Source organism: Streptomyces sp. NPDC024632 (assembly GCF_055559175.1).
In genome coordinates, this window is the sequence record NZ_JBVHLD010000022.1 from 66,365 (window position 1) to 87,630 (window position 21,266).

The 21,266-nt window shown below is 72.3% G+C and carries 18 protein-coding genes and 1 pseudogene; 7 read left to right on the forward strand and 12 right to left on the reverse strand.

The features are described 5' to 3' along the window. Positions 1–12 precede the first annotated feature (12 nt). From ACZ37P_RS33790 to ACZ37P_RS33800, 3 genes are all read right to left on the reverse strand, one after another. Entirely contained in the window at positions 13–1,002 is a 990-nt protein-coding gene (locus ACZ37P_RS33790; RefSeq protein ID WP_467350219.1) for an LAETG motif-containing sortase-dependent surface protein, read from the reverse strand. 315 nt (positions 1,003–1,317) lie between these two features. Beyond that, entirely contained in the window at positions 1,318–1,734 is a 417-nt protein-coding gene (locus tag ACZ37P_RS33795) for an ATP-binding protein (protein ID WP_355349754.1), read from the reverse strand. A 208-nt stretch (positions 1,735–1,942) separates the two neighbouring features. Next, positions 1,943–2,833, reverse strand: coding sequence for a D-alanyl-D-alanine carboxypeptidase family protein (locus tag ACZ37P_RS33800; protein ID WP_467350222.1), 891 nt, complete (start codon positions 2,831–2,833; stop codon positions 1,943–1,945). A gap of 388 nt (positions 2,834–3,221) precedes the next feature. Between ACZ37P_RS33800 and ACZ37P_RS33805 the strand changes: the two genes are divergently transcribed. From ACZ37P_RS33805 to ACZ37P_RS33815, 3 genes are all read left to right on the forward strand, one after another. Further along, complete coding sequence (locus ACZ37P_RS33805; RefSeq protein ID WP_467350224.1) at positions 3,222–4,094, forward strand: universal stress protein; 873 nt, start codon at positions 3,222–3,224, stop codon at positions 4,092–4,094. 167 nt (positions 4,095–4,261) lie between these two features. After that, a complete protein-coding gene (locus tag ACZ37P_RS33810) occupies positions 4,262–4,885 on the forward strand; it encodes an FAD-dependent oxidoreductase (RefSeq protein ID WP_467350226.1) in 624 nt (207 codons plus the stop codon). 78 nt (positions 4,886–4,963) lie between these two features. Next, positions 4,964–6,778, forward strand: a complete 1,815-nt coding sequence (locus ACZ37P_RS33815; protein WP_467350228.1) for a sensor histidine kinase — start codon at positions 4,964–4,966, stop codon at positions 6,776–6,778. Between the two features lie 82 nt (positions 6,779–6,860). Here ACZ37P_RS33815 and ACZ37P_RS33820 read toward each other — a convergent pair whose 3' ends face one another. The 4 genes from ACZ37P_RS33820 to ACZ37P_RS33835 form a co-directional block, all read right to left on the reverse strand. After that, a complete protein-coding gene (locus ACZ37P_RS33820) occupies positions 6,861–7,928 on the reverse strand; it encodes an Acg family FMN-binding oxidoreductase (RefSeq protein WP_467350230.1) in 1,068 nt (355 codons plus the stop codon). Positions 7,929–8,029: 101 nt separating this feature from the next. Then, positions 8,030–8,740: a response regulator transcription factor gene (locus tag ACZ37P_RS33825; RefSeq protein WP_355347438.1), complete on the reverse strand. Its 711-nt coding sequence runs from the start codon at positions 8,738–8,740 to the stop codon at positions 8,030–8,032. 209 nt (positions 8,741–8,949) lie between these two features. After that, positions 8,950–9,381: a cyclic nucleotide-binding domain-containing protein gene (locus tag ACZ37P_RS33830; protein ID WP_355347441.1), complete on the reverse strand. Its 432-nt coding sequence runs from the start codon at positions 9,379–9,381 to the stop codon at positions 8,950–8,952. Then, positions 9,381–10,073, reverse strand: coding sequence for a CBS domain-containing protein (locus tag ACZ37P_RS33835; RefSeq protein WP_355347444.1), 693 nt, complete (start codon positions 10,071–10,073; stop codon positions 9,381–9,383). The genes ACZ37P_RS33830 and ACZ37P_RS33835 overlap by 1 nt, the downstream gene beginning before the upstream one ends. 325 nt (positions 10,074–10,398) lie before the next feature. On the opposite strand from ACZ37P_RS33835, the gene ACZ37P_RS33840 reads away from it, so the two are divergent. Continuing rightward, positions 10,399–11,526: a universal stress protein gene (locus tag ACZ37P_RS33840; protein ID WP_391164239.1), complete on the forward strand. Its 1,128-nt coding sequence runs from the start codon at positions 10,399–10,401 to the stop codon at positions 11,524–11,526. Positions 11,527–11,805: 279 nt separating this feature from the next. Continuing rightward, positions 11,806–14,190, forward strand: coding sequence for a phosphoketolase family protein (locus ACZ37P_RS33845; RefSeq protein ID WP_355347450.1), 2,385 nt, complete (start codon positions 11,806–11,808; stop codon positions 14,188–14,190). Between the two features lie 79 nt (positions 14,191–14,269). On the opposite strand, the gene ACZ37P_RS33850 is transcribed toward ACZ37P_RS33845, so the two are convergent. Both ACZ37P_RS33850 and ACZ37P_RS33855 read right to left on the reverse strand, forming a co-directional pair. After that, complete coding sequence (locus ACZ37P_RS33850) at positions 14,270–15,430, reverse strand: cation:proton antiporter (protein ID WP_355347453.1); 1,161 nt, start codon at positions 15,428–15,430, stop codon at positions 14,270–14,272. Between the two features lie 81 nt (positions 15,431–15,511). Further along, positions 15,512–16,066: an Rv1733c family protein gene (locus tag ACZ37P_RS33855; protein ID WP_391052131.1), complete on the reverse strand. Its 555-nt coding sequence runs from the start codon at positions 16,064–16,066 to the stop codon at positions 15,512–15,514. Between the two features lie 480 nt (positions 16,067–16,546). Here ACZ37P_RS33855 and ACZ37P_RS33860 point away from each other — a divergent pair, with 480 nt between their 5' ends. Beyond that, entirely contained in the window at positions 16,547–17,170 is a 624-nt protein-coding gene (locus tag ACZ37P_RS33860; protein ID WP_355347459.1) for a hypothetical protein, read from the forward strand. A 158-nt stretch (positions 17,171–17,328) separates the two neighbouring features. On the opposite strand, the gene ACZ37P_RS33865 is transcribed toward ACZ37P_RS33860, so the two are convergent. From ACZ37P_RS33865 to ACZ37P_RS33875, 3 genes and pseudogenes are all read right to left on the reverse strand, one after another. Next, complete coding sequence (locus ACZ37P_RS33865) at positions 17,329–17,877, reverse strand: hypothetical protein (RefSeq protein ID WP_467350234.1); 549 nt, start codon at positions 17,875–17,877, stop codon at positions 17,329–17,331. A 60-nt stretch (positions 17,878–17,937) separates the two neighbouring features. Further along, positions 17,938–18,360 carry a CBS domain-containing protein gene (locus ACZ37P_RS33870; protein ID WP_467350294.1) on the reverse strand — a complete coding sequence of 141 codons (423 nt, stop codon included), beginning with the start codon at positions 18,358–18,360 and terminating at the stop codon, positions 17,938–17,940. A gap of 199 nt (positions 18,361–18,559) precedes the next feature. Beyond that, positions 18,560–19,159, reverse strand: a pseudogene (locus tag ACZ37P_RS33875) (site-2 protease family protein); the annotation flags it as partial. A 539-nt stretch (positions 19,160–19,698) separates the two neighbouring features. Between ACZ37P_RS33875 and ACZ37P_RS33880 the strand changes: the two are divergent. Beyond that, on the forward strand, positions 19,699–21,261 hold the full coding sequence (locus ACZ37P_RS33880) for an alpha-L-arabinofuranosidase B (protein ID WP_467350236.1): 1,563 nt from the start codon (positions 19,699–19,701) through the stop codon (positions 21,259–21,261). The last annotated feature ends 5 nt before the right edge of the window (positions 21,262–21,266 follow it).

Consider the following 21,266-nt stretch of genomic DNA (forward strand, 5'->3'; position numbering starts at 1 on the left):
ACGCCGGATCCGTCAGCGGTGGGCGCTGCTGTTGCGGCGGCGGGTGAAGTAGACCGCGCCCGCGCCGAGGACCAGCAGGGCGGCGCCGCCGCCCGCGAAGGCCACGGTCTGCGAGCCGTTGCCGCCGGTCTCGGCCAGGTCACCGCTGGAGGTGTCGGAGGCCGGCTCCACGACCGGCGAGCCGACCGGGCCCGCGGAGTTCGTGGGCGACGCCGTCGGTGACGTGGTGTCGTCGACGACCGGGGCGCTGGAGCTCGGCGTCGTCGACGGAGTGTCGGACGGGGTGTCCGACGGCGAGTCCGACGGGGTGTCGGTGACGGAGTCCGTCGGGGACGGGCTGGTCGTCTCGCTGTCCGAGGGCTCGGGCGAGGTGGTGGTCGAGTCGCTGGGCTCGGGGCTGTCCGTCGTCTCGCTGGGGGACGGGGACGGGGAGTCGGTCACCGAGTCGCTGGGCGACGGGGACGGGGTGGAGCACGGCGCGCTGCCGTTCCACGCCGTGATCAGGTTCTCGGGGGTCGCGGAGTACGGGTAGCGCGGCAGCTTGCCGTGGCCCTTGCCCTCGCCGCCGTCGTACTTGATGCCGTTGCCGTACAGGTCGATCTGGCCGAAGCAGGACGGCGCGTAGGCGCTGACGTCCAGGGTGGCCCGGGTGTTCTTGTGGTCGAGCTGGGTGGTGTCCCAGCCGAGGAACGCCTGCGTGCCCGAGGTGTCCCAGGTGGGGCCCTCGGCGCTGTAGGAGGCGAGCGAGACGACGTACGTGCAGCCCTTGTTGACCTTGTCCGTCAGCCGGACCGTGATCTTCGTCGGGGCCGGGTCGTTGATCCGGCCGTTGTCGGACCAGGTCTTCCCGCCGTCCTCGGAGTGCTCGATGTGCGACCGGCCGCAGTTGTTCTTGTCGTTGCCGGACGCCTGCGCCGTACCGACGCCCGCCAGCGTGACGGCGGCGGTGAGCGAGCCGAGGCCGACCACGCCTATGGCTCGTCTGGTGATGGAACGCTGCACTGAATCTGCTCCCTGCACTGTGAACGGGCAGCGGAGGCAGGCGGAGCGGGTCGGACCCTACGCCGTGCGCGAGACTCGTGCCCGGTGGCCTGCGATGGAGTCTCGCCGCCGACGATGATCGGCCTGTTGGCCGGTGACCGAGTATGCCCGTGCGGGGGACGGTCTGTACAGCGCGAAAACGCCGTTTTCGCGGCTTTGCGGTCGGATTATCGCCCTGCGAATGTGTCGCCGTACTGATACCGAAATGGGGCGGCGTTCACGGGAGTTCGCAGGAGTTTCCAGGAGTTGACTGGAGTTCACCCGCGACGGGGCGCTTCACCAGGAGTGCGTACAGGTGCCGCCGGGCGCGTGGAAGCAGGCGGTGACGGTCTTTCCGTCGGGGCGCGGGTGGGCCTCCCACTCGTCGGCGAGCGCGTCCACGATGGCCATGCCCCGGCCGTGGGTGCGCTCCTCGTCGGGCGCCTTCTCGGCGGGCAGCATGTCGGAGGAGTCGCTGACGCTCAGGTGCAGGCAGCAGCCGTCCCAGACCATGACGACCTGGGCCTCGCTGTGCGCGTGCACATGGGCGTTGGTGACGAGTTCGGAGACGGTCAGGACGACGGAGTCCGCCGTGTCGGGCGCCTGCGTGCTCCAGCCGAGCACGTCCAGGTGCTCGCGCGCCCACTCGCGCCCGGCCCTGACGCCGTACGAGACAGGGAACGACCTGGCCCAGCCGACTGCTTTCACGGACATCTCGCACGCTCCCGCACCGAGTCGTTGTGTGCTCGCCGACCGAGCCCCGGCTCCGGTGACGGTCGGGGCCCCCGGCCGCCATGCCGGTGGGGCGATGGGCGGCCGGGCGCGGTCCCCTGCGAGTCCCCTGCGGGGGATGAACGTCCCCTACCCCCGCCCGCGAACGCCATGCCGGGCAGGTGGCGGGAGGCTTCCCGCCCCCGTACCGCTACCCCTTCAGCGCGTAGTCCATCAGCTTCCGCGCGTCCGCCGTGCGGGCCGCCTGCGTCGGGGCGGCGAGCACCGTGCCGATGACGGTCCTCTTGCCGCGGGTGGCCGCGAAGACCAGGCAGAACAGGGACACGGGCCCGGATCCGGTCTTGACCCCGGCGGCGCCGCGATAACTCCCGAGCAGCGTGTCGGTATTGGTCCACGTCATGGTGCGGTGGCCGCCGTTCTTCATCGCGACGCTCTGCCGGACCGACTTCGTCTTCACCACGGCACGGAACGTGGGGTATCGCATCGCGCTGCTCGCGATCCTCGTCAGATCGCGCGGAGTCGAGTAGTTCGATCCGTTGCCGACGCCGTCGAACGAGTCGAAGTGGGTGTTCCTCAGACCGATGCCCTTCGCCGTGGAGTTCATCCTCGCGATGAACGACTTCACGCGGGCGGCCCGCGTCCGGCCGCTGCCGAAGGTGTCGGCCAGCGCGTACGCCGCGTCGCAGCCGGACGGCAGCATCATCGCGTACAGCAACTGCCGGACGGTGGGCCGGTCGCCGACGACCAGACCACCCGACGACGCGCGCTTGGCCACCACGTAGTCGTGGTACGCCTTCTGGACGGTGACCTGCGCGTTCAGGTCGAGGCGTCTGTCGGCCAGCACCACCCGGGCCGTCATGACCTTGCTGGTCGATCCGGTGGAACGGCGGGTGTCCGCGGCCTTCGTGAACAGTGTCCGGCCGGTGCCGTCGTCCATCACGAAGCCGCCCTTGGCGACGATCGCGGGGGCGGCGGTCCGGGACGCCGTCGCCGCGGGCGCCGGGGTCGCTTCGACGCGGGCCGGGACCGCGAGCCCGGTGGACGCCAGAACGGCCCCTGCCGTGAGGGCCGCCACGGACATGCGACGAATGATATTACTGCCGGTTTTCACGACGAATACTCCAACGGTCAACCCTGCGCGGGCGTTCAAGAACGCGACTCGACCAGGGGATGCGCGGGCGGACCCGATGGATGTACGCGCGACGACGAATTCACCCGCCCGCCGTACGTCCCGGCGGATCGGCGTAGCACGATCTTCTGATCCGACCATGTGATCCGACGTCCTGATCCGGCGTACTGATCCGACATTCTGATCCGGCGTTCTCGTCGGCGAATCTCGGCCGACCCCGCCGCAATCGCACGGCTCCGGCCCGTTCGGTCCGGTCACGGGGGCGTCGGTCCCGCACGCCGAGCGCCGAAAGCGGGGATGCTGGAGGCAGGGGGACGGAACACGCCAAGGAGGTCCACTCATGACCCGCGCGATCGTCAAGGGCGCCGTCGTCGCGGGGACGGACGGCTCGGCCGAGAGCCTCGCGGCGGCGGACTGGGCCGCGGACGACGCCGTGCGCCGCGGACTCCCGCTGCGTCTCGTACAGGCGGTCCCGCCCGGACACGTCCGTACGGGACCGGTCAGGCCGACGGCTCCCCGTGAGCGCGTGACGCGTCCCGCGTGGTCCGCCCACCCGACCGCGGACGAGATCGGCCGCCGGCATCCGGACCTGTCCGTCACCGTCGACCAGATCGCCGAGCAGGTGCTTCCGGTGCTCTTCTCCGCCGCCGACAGCGCCGAGCTGATGGTGCTGGGCACACGAGGCGCGGGGGCGGTGCAGGAGCTTGTGCTCGGCTCGACCGCGCTCACCGTCGCGGGCCGGGCACCGGTCCCCGTGGTCCTGGTGAGCGCCGCTTCCGGCACGGGTGCTCCATCGGGAGCCGACGGCGCCGGTGACGTCGTCCTCGGCCTCGACCTGGCCGCGCCGGACGGCCGACCGGTCAAATTCGCCTTCGACGAAGCCGCCCGGCGCGGCGCGCGGCTGCGCGTCGTCCACGGCTGGAGCGAGCCGCTCCACGACGGCGTCGGTCCCGTTGATCCCGATCAGGCACTCGCGGCTGCCCTGGGCCCCTGGGCCGAGAAGCACCCCCGTACCCCGGTGGTCACCGAGGCCGTGGTCGCGGGGGCCGCCGCGCGGCTCGCGGCGGCGGCATCGCACGCCGCGCTCCTCGTCCTGGGCCGCCGCCCCCGTACCACCCCGGTCAGCGCGCATCTCGGTTCGACCGCGCACGCCGTTCTCCGCCGGGTGACGCTGCCGGTGGCGATCGTGCCGCACGCCCCGGCGGCCACCTGAGGCGATTGGTCCGTCGCCGCCGCGCCCCGCGAGTGGCGCGGCCCCGGGCCGCCCGGTTCGGTCGGCCGCCGACCGGATCGCGTCGTCGAGCCGGTGCCCGAACGGCCTCGGGGGGAAGGCCGGTTGGCCCGTGGTGGACGTGACCGGGGCTGCCGGACAGTGCGGGTATGAAGAAGCGAATCGTCATCCTGGGAAACGGCAGTACCGGAATCCTGGCGGCCAACAGACTGCGCCGCCGGTACGACGAGAGCGAATTCCAGATCGTCGTGGTCGGGAAATACGACACGCGTGACCACGAGGTCGAACTTCTCATGGCCATCGGTGTCCTCGGCCCGCGCACCCTCCTGCCGCCGGAGGACGGCCGGCTCCGCGCCGGGATCGACATCCGTCACACGGAGATCGGCAGTGTCGACGTGGCCCGGCGGGAGGTCTGCTGCACCGACGGCTCCTCGATCGGTTACGACGTCCTCGTGGTGGCCACCGGAGCGCGGCCCGTACCGACGCCGGACGGTGTGCTGTACGGCGGCGCCAGGTACGTCGTACGCTCCGCCGGACTCGGCGACGCGTGCGGTCTCGTCCGGGTGGACCCCCGTACCCTCCAGTCCCGCGCCGCTCCCGAGGTGTTCGCCGTCGGCGCCGCGACGGGAACACCCGCCGACACCGGCGCGGGCCCGCACGTCGCGGTCGAACACCTGGTGGCGGGCGTGCGGGAATTCCTCACCCGCACGGCGGATCAGGCGCCCGTGAGCGTGCCCGCGCGGGAGCCGCGAGACGCAGCACAGCCCTCGTAGCCGCTCGTACGCCGATTCTCGCCTCGGCACTCGGCCGCCGTCAGGGCACCCCAGCCGATACGGTGTGGGCAGGGGCTGATGCTCGGGGTTCGCGGTGCGCGTGGAGGACCGGTGGGAGAGGACGGCGACAGCTCGGGCGGGCGCTTGCCCCGTTTGCAGCTCGATGAGCTGCTGGACGAGTTGCAGGTCCGCATCGGGGCGGTGCGCGGCACGCAGAATCGGGTGCACAGCCTGCTGGAGGCCGTGCTGTCGGTGGGCCGGGAGCTGGACCTCGCACATGTGCTGCGGCGGATCGTGGAGACCGCGGTCGTCCTGGTGGACGCCGAGTACGGCGCGCTGGGCGTGATCGGCGACGACGCCCGGCTCTCGGAGTTCCTGACCGTCGGGGTGTCCGAGGAGGAGGCCCGCGCGATCGGGCCGCTGCCCTCGGGGCACGGTCTGCTCGGCGAGCTGATCCGCCACCCGGAGCCGCTGCGGCTCGCGGAGTTGTCCGATCACCCGGCGTCGTACGGCTTCCCGGCGAACCATCCGCCGATGCGCTCCTTCCTCGGGGTGCCGATCCGGGTGCGCGACGAGGTCTTCGGAAACATCTATCTCACCGAGAAGCGCGGTGGCCGGGAGTTCGACGGCGACGACGAGACGCTGCTGTCGACCCTGGCGGTCGCGGCGGGTGTCGCGATCGAGAACGCGCGGCTGTACAAGACCGCCCGCGAGGGGCAGCGGTGGATGGCGGCCAACGCGGAGATCGTGAGCAAGCTGCTGTCGGGCGCCGGTGAGATGGATGTGCTCGGGCTGATCGTCGAGCACGGCCGGCACATCCTGGCCGCGGACCTGGGCGTGGTGGCGCTGCCGGTCGAGGGGACCACCGACCTCCAGGTGATGATCGCCGTGGGGGTGGACGCCGAGACCCACCGCGGTCTGGTGCTGCCGTGCGAGGGCTCGTTCATGGGCGCCGCGATGGCCGCGGCGCGGCCGATCACCACGGTGGAGATCGCCAAGGACCCGCGGGTGACGTCGGGGCCGCCGCGCTGGAACGGCCTGGGGCCGACGATCGCCGTGCCGATGATGGCGGGCGGCGCGGTGCGCGGTGTGCTGCTGCTCGCCCGCGAGCTGGGTTCTGTCCCCTTCACCGAGGCGGAGTCCTCGCCGCTGCTGAGCTTCGCCGGGCAGGCCGCGCTGGCGCTGGAGCTGGCCGAGCGGCGGCGCGGCGCCGAGCAGCTCGCGCTGCTGGAGGACCGCGACCGGATCGCCCGTGACCTGCACGACCTGGCCATCCAACGGCTGTTCGCCACGGGGATGACCTTGCAGAGCGCGGTGCGCTTCGTCCAGCATCCGGAGGCGAGCGAGCGGCTGCTGCGCGCGGTGGACGACCTGGACGAGACCATCAAGATCATTCGCTCGACGATCTTCGGGCTGCGCTCGCACGACCGGGAGCGGACCGCGCGCGGCCTTCGGATACGTGCCTCGATGGCGGTCGAGGACGCGGTCCCGACGCTCGGCTTCACCCCCGCCCTGCGGATGGAGGGGCTGATCGACACCGATGTGCCCACGCCGGTCGCGGAGGAGACCGTCGCCGTCCTGGTCGAAGCCCTCTCCAACGTCGGGCGGCACGCCCGGGCGACCTCCGCCGAGGTCTCCCTGGTCGTCGCGTCCGGGACCCTGACCGTCACGGTCGACGACGACGGCGTGGGCGCCCCTTCCGGCGGGCACCGCAGCGGGCTGCGCAATCTGGAGGAGCGGGCCGCGCGGCTCGGGGGCGAACTGACCCTCTCCGCCAGCCCCCGCGGCGGCACCCGCCTGGTCTGGCGGGTGCCGGCTGCCCCGCCCTCGGCGGGGCCCAAGGCGCAGCCGAGCGCCGGGCGCGTCAACAACCCTCCGGGTCAATACACCTAGGGCCTGTCCGGCGGATCATGGGCGGTCCAGGCGGCGCCTGGCGCGTGCGAGCGCAAGGCGCCGGGATGGCCTCATAGCGGAGCTATTCGGGTATTCCGGCAACGCGGCGGGCGTGCGTGCCAGGGGTCGAAGGGGCCGTTCGTGATCCGCCGGACAGGCCCTCGGGCGTGTGCGTTCCGGCATCGGTGACGTCGGCGACGGGGCGCCGGGGTGTGGCCGGGCCCTCCGGTCCGTAGCCGAGGCGGATCAGCATCTGTACGTGTTCCATGCCGCCGCGCGGGTCGCGCAGCAGCCACCGCAGGTCGTCCCACTCCAGCGCCTGATGGAGCAGTGACGCGCGGACAGTGTGAGTGGTCGCGACGAGCAGGACGTGCTCCAGCGCCTGACCGGCGCGCAGCCAGTCGGCGGGGCGGTCGTGGCAGGTGGACAGGACCGCGATCACCGGGTGCCGCTCGAAGGCCGCGGAAGGCTGGTAGTTCTCCGGGCGCAGCGCGGAGAAGTCCCGCAGCGGCAGTCGGCCCGCGCTGTCCTGCGGGCCGAGCGCCCGGCCCGGCAGGCCGTCCGCGCTCCCCTCACGGATCCAGCTCCGGCTCTCGGCCCGGCGGTCGGAATCGCTCATGCCGCGCCGCTCGGCCTCCGTGGTGAACTCCAGCAGGCGGGCCGTCTCCTCCGCGGCGGGCCGTACCAGCCGGGCGCCCTCGGCGTCCGCGGCCTCGGCCAGTTCGGTCAGCACCTGGGCGGGAAGCGCCTGCTCGGAGAACGGCAGACGGCTGCTGTGCCGCCGCCAGATCGCGTCGTACAGGTCCTGCCGGTCGCGGCGGGCACCGGTCGGCAGCGGTCCGGCCAGGCGTACGGAGGCCAGCAGGTCGGGCTCGGCGGGGTCGGGCAGCAGCCGCGGCACCGGGTCCCAGCCGAAGTGGGCGACCGCGACCCGGAGGTTGAACAGGGCGGCGCCGACTGACAGGTGGACGGCGCGTCCCATCGGGTCGACGTGCCGCAGCCCGCGGTCGACGGCCGCCCGTACCTCCAGCGTGCTGGTGTCGGGGTCGAGCCGGAACCGCCACGGCTGAGTGTTGTGGATCGAAGGCGCCGCGCCCGCCGCGGAGATCAGCTTCTCCAGGGTCTCCGCGTCCAGTGGTGCGGTCCGCATCGTGTTCTCCTCCCGGCCGTCCTGCTTCCAGGCTGACGGAGCACGACGGGCGGCGGGAGGGGCCGTTTGGTGCCCGGCCGGAGGGCCGGTCGGCCCCGTGTTCAGCGGCGGCCGTGCTCCGGTCCGGAGTGCTGGGCGGTGTCGTGCGTGGCCATGACGGCCGCCTGGATGCGGCGCTCCACGCCGAGCTTGGCCAGCAGCCGCGATACGTTGTTCTTGACCGTCTTCTCCGACAGGTACAGGCGCTTGCCGATCTGGCCGTTGGTGAGCCCCTCACCGACGAGTTGGAGGATCTCGCGCTCGCGCGGTGACAGCGAGGCGAGCGCCTCGACCTCGGGTTCCGCCGTCGCTGTCGGGCCGCCGCCGCGCAGATTGCTCATCAGCCGGGAGGTGGTGGCCGGGTCGAGCATCGACTGCCCCGACGCGACGGTCCGCACGGCGGCGACCAGGTCGGAGCCCTTGATCTGCTTGAGCACATAGCCCGCCGCGCCCGCCATGATCGCGTCGAGCAGCGCGTCGTCGTCGTCGAAGGACGTCAGCATCAGGCAGGCGAGACCGGGCATCCGCGACCGCAGCTCGCGGCAGACGGTGATGCCGTCGCCGTCGGGCAGCCGGACGTCCAGGACGGCGACGTCCGGCCGCAGGGCCGGTCCGCGGGCCTCGGCCTGCGCGGCGGTCGCGGCCTCGCCGACCACCTCGATGTCGGGTTCCGAGTCGAGCAGGTCGTGGACGCCGCGCCGGACGACCTCGTGGTCGTCCAGCAGGAAGACCCTGATCGGCGCCTGCGGTGAGAACTGCCGTACTTCGGTCATGTGCGCCGATCCTTCGCCCTGTCGTGTGCCGCGCCCGGTCCTCCGATCATGAACGGTCGTACGGACCCGTTGCTAGGGCCGAACGGTCCCTTGGCCGGTATCGGACGTCGGGGCAGGGTCTGGAGCGCAGTTGTCGCCCATCGCGGGCCCACGGCCGGGAGGCCGCTCAGCCTCCTTCGCTTCCGCGTTCTCCGCGGCTCACGGGCTGCTCACCGCTCGAGCAGTCTGGCCCGGGTGCTCTGCAACCGGTGGGCGACGACCTCGCCGACCTTCATCGCCAGGGCTCGTCCGAACACCGGGTCCGCTTCGGCCAGCGCCCGTACCACGGTGGCGTCGAACTCCTGTGCCCGCACGGGGCTTTGGGCCTGGGCGCCCATCTGCCAGACGTACGGCGGGAACAGCCAGGACCAGCCGAGCAGGTCTCCGGGGCCCAGCATCTCCACCTCGGGGGCCGGGCGTCCGGGCCGCCGGAGGTCGAGGGTGACGGCGCCGGTGCGCACGACCCAGAACCGGTCGGCCCGCTCGCCCTCCTCGTAGATCCGGGTGCCCGCGGGGAACGACACCTCTCGGGCAAGGCTCTCCAGCCGCTGCCGTCCGGGGGACGGGAGCGAGCTGAACAGGCCAGTGGTAGCGGTTCTCATCACCGTGCCCCTTCCGGTCGCTTCGCTTCGGCGAGGGAGTCGTCGAAGCGTGAGGTGAGTCTGTTGACGACGCCGACGACCCCGTCGATCCGCCCGGTCATCCAGCCGGCCACCGGCACCTGGTCCGCCCGCTCCAGCCGGCCCTCCAGGGTGACCACGCCGCCGGAGACCGTGACCCCCACCGCGTCCGACGGCGCCCAGAAGGTCTTGACGAAGACCTCGTCGATCACCTCGGCGCGGATCTCGTCGTCCGGGCGGAGGAAGACCCGCAGCAGGTCGCGCCGGGTCACGATGCCGACCAGGCGGCTCTCCTCGTCGAGGACGGGCAGCCGCTCCACCCCGTGCTCCAGCATGGTGCGCGCGGCGCCGACGACCGACTCGTACGCCTGGACGGTGACGGCCGGGGCCGACATCAGCTCACCCGCGGTGCGGGCGCGGGCCTTGGCCGCCTTCCGGTACGCGGCACGGTTCAAGGACATGCGCCGCGCGGGGACGTTCCACGCCTGCTCCGCCTGGCGGAACATCAGGTCGGTCGCGGAGATCACCCCGATCACCTTCTCGTCGTCGTCCACCACCGGCACACCGCTCACCCGGTGCTTCCCGAGCAGCCCGGCGATGTCCTTGAACGGTGTCGCGGGGCGGACGCTGACGACGTCACTCGTCATCACGATCCCGACCTCACGCTGCTTCATGACCCACTCCTCCGCGGACGCGCTCGCCTGCCGCCCCTCTCCTTTCACGGTGCGGCGCGCGCACTCCGTGTTCCAGGGCCACAAGGGGTGGCCGCCCCGGCCGACCGGCCCTCGCGAGGTCCCGGCGCCGGGGCCGGTGGGCCGGCTCGCGCCGCCGCCCGGTTCCGCTCCACGTCGGCCAGGTACCGGCACGGAGCCCGCAGCGAAACCTCCTTTTATATGTATAACCAGGAGAATGGAGAGATAAAGGATAAAACGGTGAGATCTCGGGGCGTCCGGTCGATGTGCGGGCCGATTCGGCCTCGGCGGCGAGAAGGGAACGGCCATGGCGTGCGGAAGCCTGCGGGTGTATCTCGGGGCGGCCCCAGGGGTGGGCAAGACGTACGCGATGCTCGGCGAGGGCCACCTGCGTGCCGACCAGGGCACCGACGTGGTCATCGCCTTCGTGGAGGACTACGGCAGGCCGCTGACCCACCGGATGGCGGAGGGCCTGGAGCAGGTGCCGCGCCGGACCGTCGGATACCGCGACTGCGCCTTCACGGAGATGGACCTCGACGCCGTCCTCGCCCGCCGCCCGCAACTCGCGCTGGTCGACGAGATGGCCCACACCAACATCCCCGGCGCACGGAACAAGAAGCGCTGGCAGGACGTCCACGAATTGCTCGACGCGGGCATCAACGTGATCTCCACCGTCAACATCCAGCATCTCGAATCGCTCAACGACGTGGTGGAGCACATCACCGGGGCCAAACAGCGCGAGACCGTTCCGGACGACGTGGTCCGCGGCGCGGACCAGATCGAGCTCGTGGACATGTCCGCCGAGGCGCTGAGGCAGCGGATGGCCGACGGCGACATCTATCCGCCGGAGCGGGCCGAGCTGGCACTGGTCAACTACTTCCGCGCCGGAAACCTCACCGCCCTGCGCGAGATCGCCCTGCTGTGGGCAGCCGACCGGGTGGAGGAGGCTCTTCAGCGCTACCGCGAGGGCCACGGCATCCAGCAGCCCTGGTCCGCGCGCGAGCGGGTGCTGGTCGCCCTCTCCGGCGGCGCGGAGGGCGACACCCTCATCCGGCGCGCCAAGCGCACCGCGTCCCGCGGCGCGGGAGGCGAATTCCTCGCCGTCCACGTCGAGCCCGACGACGCGTCGACGTCCCCTTCCGCTCACCTGCCGACCGAACAGCGCGCGCTGGTGGAAGAGCTCGGCGGCACGTACCACACGCTCACCAGCGGCGACCCGGCCCGCGCCGTCCTCGACTTCGCCCGGCGGGTGAGCGCCAGCCAGATCCTGATCGGCGCGACCCGGCGCACCCGCCTCCAGAGGCTGTTCAGCCGGGGTGTCGGCGAGATCATCGTCGAGGGCTCGGGCGACGACATCGACGTATGCGTCGTCACCCATTCCCGTGCCGCCCACGGCCGGCTGCTCCGCGGCCACCAGGCCAGGCAGGACGGCTGAGTCACGCGCGGCGCTCCGCCCGACGGGGCGTCGGCCCCACGCGCCGGGGCGGTTGCTCCGTGAGCGATACGGAAGGCGTCTCCGCCCGGATCGCGCCACACGCCTCGGGCGGTTACCCCGGCCGACCGGCACCTCGTGGCAGACTCGCGCGAGGAACGCCGTGTCCCGACCCGGGGGCGCTGGCCCGAACGGCCCCCGATCGCTGCCCGGTCGGCTCTGTCGGACCGCGGGCGAGACCTCCGAGTCTGGGACGACGACTTCGACTCCGCGGAGGAAGACATGTCTCAGGCACCCCCGGCCCAGCCGGGCAGCGCTCTTGACGACACCGAACTGGCCGCCCTGGTCGCCCACTGGAAGGCGGCCAACTACCTGTCCGTCGGCCAGATCTACCTGCTCGCCAATCCCCTGCTCGAGGAGCCGCTACGCCCCGAGCACATCAAGCCGCGGCTGCTCGGCCACTGGGGGACCTCCCCCGGCCTCAACCTCGTGCACACCCACCTCAACCGGGTGATCAGGACCCGCGGGCTGGACGCGCTCTGCGTGTGGGGCCCCGGACACGGCGGCCCCGCGGTGGTGGCCAACTCCTGGCTCGACGGCAGTTACTCCGCGACCTATCCCGACATCGGGCGGGACGCGGACGGCATGGCCCGGCTGTTCCGGCAGTTCTCCTTCCCCGGCGGCATCCCCAGCCACGTCGCGCCCGAGACGCCGGGCTCGATCCACGAGGGCGGCGAGCTGGGATATTCGCTGTCCCACGCGTACGGCGCGGCCTTCGACAACCCGGACCTGCTGGTGGCGTGTGTCGTGGGCGACGGCGAGGCGGAGACCGGTCCGCTGGCCACTTCCTGGCACTCCAACAAATTCCTCGACCCCGTGCACGACGGCGCCGTCCTGCCGATCCTGCACCTCAACGGCTACAAGATCGCCAACCCTGCGGTGCTGGCCCGGCTCCCCGAGCACGAGTTGGACGAACTGCTGCGCGGCTACGGCCACGACCCGATCCACGTGACGGGCGACGACCCGCACGACGTGCACCGGGCGATGGCCGCGGCCATGGACACCGCGCTGGACCGTATCGCCGCCATCCAGGACGCGGCGCGTGCGGGCGACGACGGCGAGCGGGCCCGGTGGCCGATGATCGTGCTCCGTACGCCGAAGGGCTGGACGGGACCCGCCGAGGTCGACGGGCTGCCGGTGGAGGGCACCTGGCGGGCGCACCAGGTGCCGCTGGCCGGGGTCCGTGACAACCCGGAGCACCTGCGCCAGTTGGAGCAGTGGCTGCGCTCGTACCGCCCCGAGGAGCTCTTCGACCGGGACGGCCGCCCGAGCGCCCAGGTGCTGAGCTGCACGCCGGACGGCGAGCGGCGGCTGGGTCTGAACCCGCACGCCAACGGCGGTCTGCTCCGGCGCGACCTGCCGGTGCCGCCGCTGGAGGACTTCGCGGTGGCGGTCGACAAGCCGGGGGTGAATCTGCACGAGCCCACGCGGGTGCTCGGCGGGCTGCTGAAGCAGATCATGGCCGACACCGCGGAGCACCGGGACTTCCGGCTGGTCGGCCCGGACGAGACCGCCTCCAACCGGCTCGAAGCCGTCTACGACGTGAGCGGCAAGGCGTGGGAGGCCGAGGTACTCGACACCGACGAGCACCTGGAGCGTGGCGGCCGGGTGATGGAGATCCTGTCCGAGCACACCTGCCAAGGGTGGCTGGAGGGCTATCTCCTGACGGGCCGTCACGGCCTGTTCTCGTGCTACGAGGCGTTCGTGCACATCGTCGACTCGATGGCCAACCAGCACATCAAGTGGCTGCGCACCTCACGGCCGCTGCCGTGGCGGCGGCCCATCGCGTCGCTCAACTACCTTCTGACGTCGCATGTCTGGCGGCAGGACCACAACGGCTTCTCGCACCAGGACCCCGGCTTCGTGGACCACGTCCTCAACAAGTCCCCCGAGGTCGTGCGGGTCTACCTGCCGCCGGACGCCAACACCCTGCTGTCGGTGGCCGATCACGTGCTGCGTTCCAAGGACTACGTGAACGTCGTGGTCGCCGGGAAGCAGCCCTGCTTCGACTGGCTCGATCTGGAGGCCGCCCGCGCGCACTGCGCACGCGGCGCCGGCATCTGGGAATGGGCGAGCTCCGAGGACGGCGCGGAACCCGATGTGGTCCTGGCCTGCGCCGGTGACGTCCCCACGCAGGAGACCATCGCCGCCGTGTCCCTGCTGCGCGAGCACCTTCCCGACCTGTCGGTACGGGTCGTCAACGTGGTCGATCTGGCGCGGCTGCTGCCCAAGGACGAACACCCGCACGGCATGCCCGACGCCGAGTACGACGCGCTGTTCACCCCCGACAAGCCGGTGATCTTCGCGTACCACGGCTACCCGTGGCTCATCCACCGGCTCACCTACCGCCGCACCGGCCACGCCCATATGCATGTGCGCGGCTACAAGGAGAACGGCACCACCACCACGCCGTTCGACATGGTGGTCCGCAACGACCTCGACCGCTACCGGCTGGTCATGGACGTCATCGACCGCGTCCCCGGCCTCGCGGTGGCGGCGGCGCCCGTCCGTCAGAAGATGGAGGACACCCGGCTGCGCCACCACGACTGGATCCGCGAACACGGGGTCGACCTCCCCGAGGTCGCCGACTGGTCCTGGACCGGCTGAGGGCCGGGAACGACCAGAGGTGGGAACGGCGGGCCTTCCGGATTCCGGGAGGCCCGCCGTCGCCGCGCGGGGCTCGCGGTCAAGGGGCGGCCGGTGCCGCGAGGCCGTGGTCCTTCGGGGTGCTCGGGCCGGTGAGGGAGGTCGCGAGGGTGGCGGCGGCGATGGTCACCAGGGCGCCGAGCATGAGGGCCGCGGCCTCACCGGGTTCGAGCAGGCGCAGTTGGGTGCCCAGGGTCGCGGCGGCCACCGGGACGCCGAGCTGGGCGGAGGCGAGGACGCCCACGGCGAAGGGCTGGCCGGTGACCCGCAGCGCGGCGTGCACCGCGACCGCGCCCAGCCCGAGCGCCACGCCGAGCACCGCGAAGGAGGGGTGACCGGCCAGGGCGCGCAGATCGAGGGACGCCCCCAGCCACAGGAAGAACAGCGGGCCGAGGAAGCCCTCGGTCAGGGCGAAGAGCTGTTTCGCCAGGCGGCGGGGTTCGCCGATCGCGGAGACGACCAGGCCGAAGGAGAAGCCCGCCAGCATGATCGAGACATGGGTCCGCACGGCGAGCGCGGCCAGTGCGAACAGGATGACCAGGCTGATCCGCAGTTCCAGGGCGAAACGCCGCTCCTCGGAGAGCCGGTGCATTCTGCGCCGCAGGCCGTCGCGCTCGAACCGGCGCAGGACCAGGAACAGCGCCGCCGCGCAGGCGATGACCGCGCACGCGCCGAGCGCCGCGCGGGCGGCGTGGCGCGGGTCGATCACCAGGGGCAGGGCGACGATGCAGGCCGTGTCGGCGACCGCGACCTGGGGCAGCATGCGCAGGATCTGCGGGCCGCCGAGCGACAGCGAGTCCACGATCGGCAGGATCAGCGCGGCGGACGACGACGCCATCAGCACCGTATAGAGAGCGGTGTGCCCCGTGTCGAAGCCCCGCGCCAGGAGGAATGCGGGGACCGCCGCCAGGACGCCGACGGCCAGGGCGCGCCCGGCCCCGCTGCCCAGTCCCGCACGCAACTGCGGGTCACGCACCGGTACCCGTGCGCCGGCGACGAACATGATCAGGGCGAAGCCGATGTCCGCGAGGAAGGCGAACGTCGGATCGTCGGCGTGCAGGTAGCCGATCACGGTGGGTCCGAGCAGGACACCGGCGGCCAGCTCGCCCAGGACGACGGGCAGGTGCCACTGTTTCGGCAGGGCCAGCAGCGGGCCCAGCAGGGCGGCCAGGGACAGGACGGCCAGCGTCGCGAAGCTCACAGGCGGGGTCTCCTGGCAGACGGAAGGACCGGCGGGTCACTCACCGTACTGGCGGGACCGTGGCCGGGCCAGCACCGTCGGTCACACGCTGTGGTGGCCCCAGCGCGAGTCGGCGTCCGTCCACTCGGCGTCCCAGCGGGCACACCGGCGGTGGTCGAGGAGTTTGGTGGTGATCCCGCAGCCGATCAGGACGCCGACGCAGATGGCGAAGGCCGCTCCCGCACCGATCACATCGGCCTGGAATTCCCCGGAGGAGGGGGACAGCGGCTGCGCGACCTCGACACCCTGGCTGTTGGTCCACACCGGAACGACGGCGCCGCGGGAGGTGCCGGGACTGGCCGTGACGATGCCGGTGAGCACGGTGCCGTCGGGCGCCTTCCACTGCGCCGGTACGTCCACCCGGGACAGCCGGTAGCCGTCCGGGGCCTTCTGGGTCAGGACCGCGCTGGTGCTGTGCCGGTCGAGACGCTGCTGCGCGTACTCGCGCTCGAGACCGTGCGCGGTCGAGACTCCGACCAGCACCGCGACCACCAGCGCGGCCAGGGCCGCCGCGAGGAAGGCCCACGCCTCCACGGCGTACGAACGTCGGCGCAGCGGATTCTTCCGCAGACGCCACAGCCAGATTCCGCGTTCCATGGTCGGTCCCTCCTCGTCGAGCGACACGACGGGGGCCGACTGACCCCGTGTCTCCACGCTCCCGCCTCCCGCGCCGTCTGCGGAGGGCCGAACGGCCCTGTCGGGTGGGTGGACCGGACCGCGTGGGACGCCGCCGGGCTCCGCGGCCGGACCGCATGAGCGCTTCGGCCCCCGTCACCGAACAGAGCGGGCTATGAGCACACGGTGAGTGGTCGCGCGATGGCCGGACGGGTGAGGTCTGTCGGGGCGCCGGAAGGTATCAGCGGCGGACGGTGGCCGACGGGCCCGCCGTGGGACGCCTGCCGCCTCGAAGCCTCGACGCCTCGGCACGTGACGCCTCGGGGCTCTCGGCCCAACCGGGCCGCCAGGCAGAGCCGTTCGGCCCTGCGGGTCGGGCCGTGAGCCCCCAGCGTGCGGCCAACACCGCGCGGCACAGTGATGTCTGACCGAACGTCAACCCCCATTGAACTGGGAGCCGTCATGGCAGTCCACGACCACACCCGGCAGCACGCAGGGTTCCGCCTCCCCGCTCGGAACAAGGCGTCCGCCGACCGCGGCGGCGACGCGACGGCCGTCGGCACCGACTCCGCGCTCGTCGCCAAGTCGCTCGCCACCGTACGGATCGCGACCGGTTTCGTCTTCCTGTGGGCCTTCCTCGACAAGACCTTCGGCTGGCACTACGCGACCGGCTCCGGCAAGGGCTGGATCGACGGCGGGTCGCCCACCAAGGGGTTCCTGTCGGGTGTCTCCGCCGGTCCGCTGGAGTCGTTCTTCCACGACATCGCGGGCAAGGGCTGGACCGACTGGCTGTTCATGCTCGGCCTGCTCGGCATCGGCGTCGCCCTCATGAGCGGCGTCGCCCTGCGTCTGACCGCCGCCGCGGGCACCGTCTTGATGGCCATGATGTGGGCCGCCGAATGGCCGCCCGCGCAGCACCTGTCCACCGGCGCGCCGAGCATGTCCTCCAACCCGTTCGTGGACTACCACCTCATCTACGCCCTCGCGATGATCCTCTTCGCCTTCGCCGCGGCGGGCACCACCTGGGGGCTCGGCCGGGCCTGGGCCCGCGTCCCTCTCGTCGCCCGCCACCGCTGGCTCGTGTGAGCCCCGCACCACCCGCGCCTGACGGGGCACCGCCACCACGGCGGTGCCCCGTCGCACGCGTGCGCGCCCTCGATGTCCGTCGTGGGCGCCGTCAGCGGGCGACAGCGTTAGTGAGCGGTCGGTCAGTGGCCGGGTCGGTGACCGGTCAGCGGCCGTCGTCAGCGCGAGGCCCGGCGGAGCCGCTGTAGGCGCCGCAGGCGGCGGAGCCTGGCCAGGAGCGTGCGGTGCCGTGCGGTCGGCACGTTCTTCGCGGGGGACGGCCGAGGGTCCGCGGGGGGTGGCTGGGGATTCGCGGGCGGGGTGGAAGGTCGGCGGTCCGCGGTGGACGGCCGGGATGTCGCGGGCGGCACGGGCGGGCCGGGCGGCGTAGGCGGGCCTGGCGGCGTCGGCGCGTCGGGCCGCGGGCCGGCGTCCTGGGCCGGGTAGAGGCCCTCCTCCGGGTAGCGGGCGGTGGCGATGGCGTCGACGATCTGGTCGTCGGTGAAGGCGGCGCCGCCGAGGACGTGCGGGAGGAAGCCGATGAGGACGCCGTCGCGCGTCACCACCGCGTCCAGCCCGGCGGCTCCGCCGAGGTTCCACTGGGCCTCGCTGCCGTCCCCCAGCGCCACGCCGATGCCGAATTCGTAGACGCCCGCGTCGGCTCGGTGGGCCATGACGCCTCGTGCGCGCAGGGCGGTCACCATGCGCTCGATGCGTTCAGGATCCATGGCAGAAGTCCTTCTTTCCGTCGCCTCTCCCCCGTGCCGCCGCGTGGGTGCGGCCTTCGGTCAGGTGGTGTGGCCCGCCCCGTGGGTGGCAGGGGGCCGGGCCGGCGGGTGCGGGTGGCGCCGGGTCAGCCCGGCGATGTCCTCGGCGGTGACCACGCCGACGACGCGGTTGTCGTGCAGGACGAGAACGGGGCTGCCCGAGGTGGTGGCGAGACGGTCGAAGACGTCGGTGACCCGGTCGTCGGGGTCGACCAGCAGGCAGCGGTCCAATGGCAATGCGACGTCCCGTACCCGGGTGTCCCGCCTGCGCACCGCCGGGACGGACAGGAGCGCGGACGCGGTGACGACGCCGCTGGGCCGGCCGTCGAGGTCGGTCAGCGGAATCACCGTACGGACACCGACGCCGGAAGCCGGTGGCCAGGAATTCGTCCACGGTGTGCCAGTCCTGGCCCGCGACGGCCGGGTGCATCGCCTGGGTGACACGGACGCCGCGCAGGGTCTCGTACAGCACCGAGCGGCGGACCTCCGCGTAGGCGGTGAAGGAGATGAAGGCGCCGAGCAGGACCAGCCACAGCCCCGCGGCCTGGCCTATGAGGACTTCGAGCCAGCCGCCGGCGAGCAGCGCGACGCCGAACACCTGGCCGCAGCGCCCGGAGATCCTGGCCGCGCGCTCGCGGTCGCCGCGGATCCGCCAGATCACCGCTTGCAGGACCCGGCCGCCGTCGAGCGGGGCGGCGGGCAGCAGGTTGAAGACGCCGAGGAGTCCGTTGGCCCACGCGACCCAGGCGAGTACGGCCGCGGCCACGGCCCAGTGCAGCGTGTCGTCGACCGCCACGGCGGCGGCCAGGAACAGCCCGCCGAGCACCAGGTTGGTCAGCGGTCCGATCGCCGCCACCCAGCCCTCGTCGCGGGGCGTGGTCGCCGACCCCATCCGCGTGACGCCGCCGAGCGCGAAGACCGTCACGTCCTTGACCTCGATCTTCGCGCGGCGCGCCGCCAGGGCGTGGGCCGCCTCGTGCGCGACCAGGCTCACGGCGAGCGCCAGGGCGCCGATCAGCGCCCCGGTGCGGTAGGCGGCCGCGGAGTGGCCCGGCGCCCAGGCGGACAGCACGCCGCCGCCCAGGGCGACGCTGACGAAGACGATCAGCAGGGGCGCGCTCCAGTGCATCCGCAGCGGCACACCGGCGATCCGGCCCAACCGCACCGATCCGTTCATCGCACCCTCCAGCCCCCGCCCACCGCGCACCGCGCAAATCGCGACAAAAGCCGCCCTCCCCTCCATGGTCCTCCCCCGCGCCCCGGACCGTGCGGCCCGGCCGACTCCGGGGCGGGATCTTGACGTCTCCCATGCGCCGCCGCCCCCGTCCCCCAAGCGCCCGACGAACGGAGGCCGGGGCGCCCAGGGCGGGATTTCTTCTGCGCAACGCCTTGACGCCGCCACAGTGAGCGCTAACAATAACGGCCAAGTGATAGAGGGTCAGACCCCCGCGTGACGCGCTCTCGCGCTCTGCGTCCAGGCCGAGCCGCCACGGACGGGCCCAGGAGTCGGGAGCGCGTCGGCGGGGCGAACGGCCCTCCGGTATCCCGCCGCCGCCAGGGACGGCGCGGGCCAGGACCGTTCACGCACGGTCGGCGCGCCTCGGCGTGCGACACCGGCCGCGTGCCGCCTTCGCGTTGTCGCAGCACTGGACCATGTCGCGTTGTTAGCGATCACAATTCGAGCTCACCGCAACCGTCACGGATCCGCCGTGCGGCCAGGTGCGATGCGCCGCCGCCCGCTGCCGGGCGGCGGTCCCCCCACTCACATCGAGGAGGACATTCATGTCCCTGACCGCAACGAATCCCTTAGCGGGCCGCTTCAGGAAATGGGCGCTCTGCCTCGCCGCCGCGGCGACCCTCGTCGCGGGTCTCCTGATCGGCGGCACGGGCACCTCCCACGCGGCGGGTTCGCTCCCCTGCGACGCGTACAGCGCGGGCGGCACCCCCTGCGTGGCCGCCCACAGCACCACACGGGCGCTGTACTCCACGTACAGCGGCTCGCTCTACCAGGTCAGGCGCGCCTCCGACAACGCCACACAGAACATCGGCGTGCTGAGCACGGGCGGATACGCCAACGCCGCCGCACAGGACTCGTTCTGCTCCGGGACGACCTGCGTGATCACGGTCATCTACGACCAGTCGGGACGCGGCAACAACCTCACCCAGGCGCCCGGCGGCGGGGCCGCGGGCGGACCCGACAATCTGGCGAACGCGACCGCGGCGCCGACCACGGTGGGCGGCCACAAGGCGTACGGCGTCTACGTGGCGCCCGGCACCGGCTACCGCAACGACCACACCAGCGGGATCGCGACCGGCGACCAGCCGGAGGGGATGTACGCGATCCTCGACGGCACGCACTACAACGGCGGCTGCTGCTTCGACTACGGCAACGCCGAGACCAGCAACAACGACACCGGCAACGGCCACATGGAGGCCATCTACTTCGGGAACATCAAGGTCTGGGGCTACGGCGCGGGCAACGGCCCCTGGGTCATGGCCGACCTGGAGAACGGCCTGTTCTCCGGCGTGAACCAGCACTACAACGCCAACGACCCGACGGTGAATTTCCGCTACCTGACCGCCATGGTCAAGGGCGGCCCGAACCAGTGGGCGATCCGCGGCGGCAACGCGCAGTCGGGCGGCCTGTCGACGTACTACAGCGGCGTCCGCCCCAACGTCTCGGGCTACAACCCGATGCACAAGGAGGGCGCGATCATCCTCGGCATCGGCGGCGACAACAGCAAGGGCTCCGCCGGTACGTTCTACGAGGGCGTGATGACGTCCGGCTACCCCTCCGACGCCACCGAGAACGCGGTGCAGACCAACATCGCCTCCGTCGGGTACACGACGCAGTCGTCGGGTTCCGGTTCGCTGACCCCCGGCTCGCGGATCTCGCTGCGGGCCACGACCGCGTGCTGCACCACCGACTACATCCGGCACGACGACAGCGACGCCAATGTGGTCATCTCCCCGGTGTCCGCGTCCAGTTCGGCGACCGACAAGGCCGACGCGACCTGGATCGTACGGGCGGGTCTGGCCAACAGCGCCTGCCTCTCCCTCGAGTCCGCCAACACCTCGGGGCAGTACCTGCGCCACTCCAACTTCCAGCTCAAGCTCAATGCCAATGACGGTGGTTCCCTCTACGCCCAGGACGCCACCTTCTGCCCGCAGCCGGGCAACAACGGCCAGGGCAACACCTTCCAGTCCGTCAACTACACCGACAAGGACATCCGCCACTACAACAACACCGTCTACATCGGCGGCAACGGGGGCTCCAACGCCTGGGACAGCGCCACGTCCTGGAGCGACGACACGAGCTGGGTCGTCTCCCAGCCCTGGGGCTGAACCGT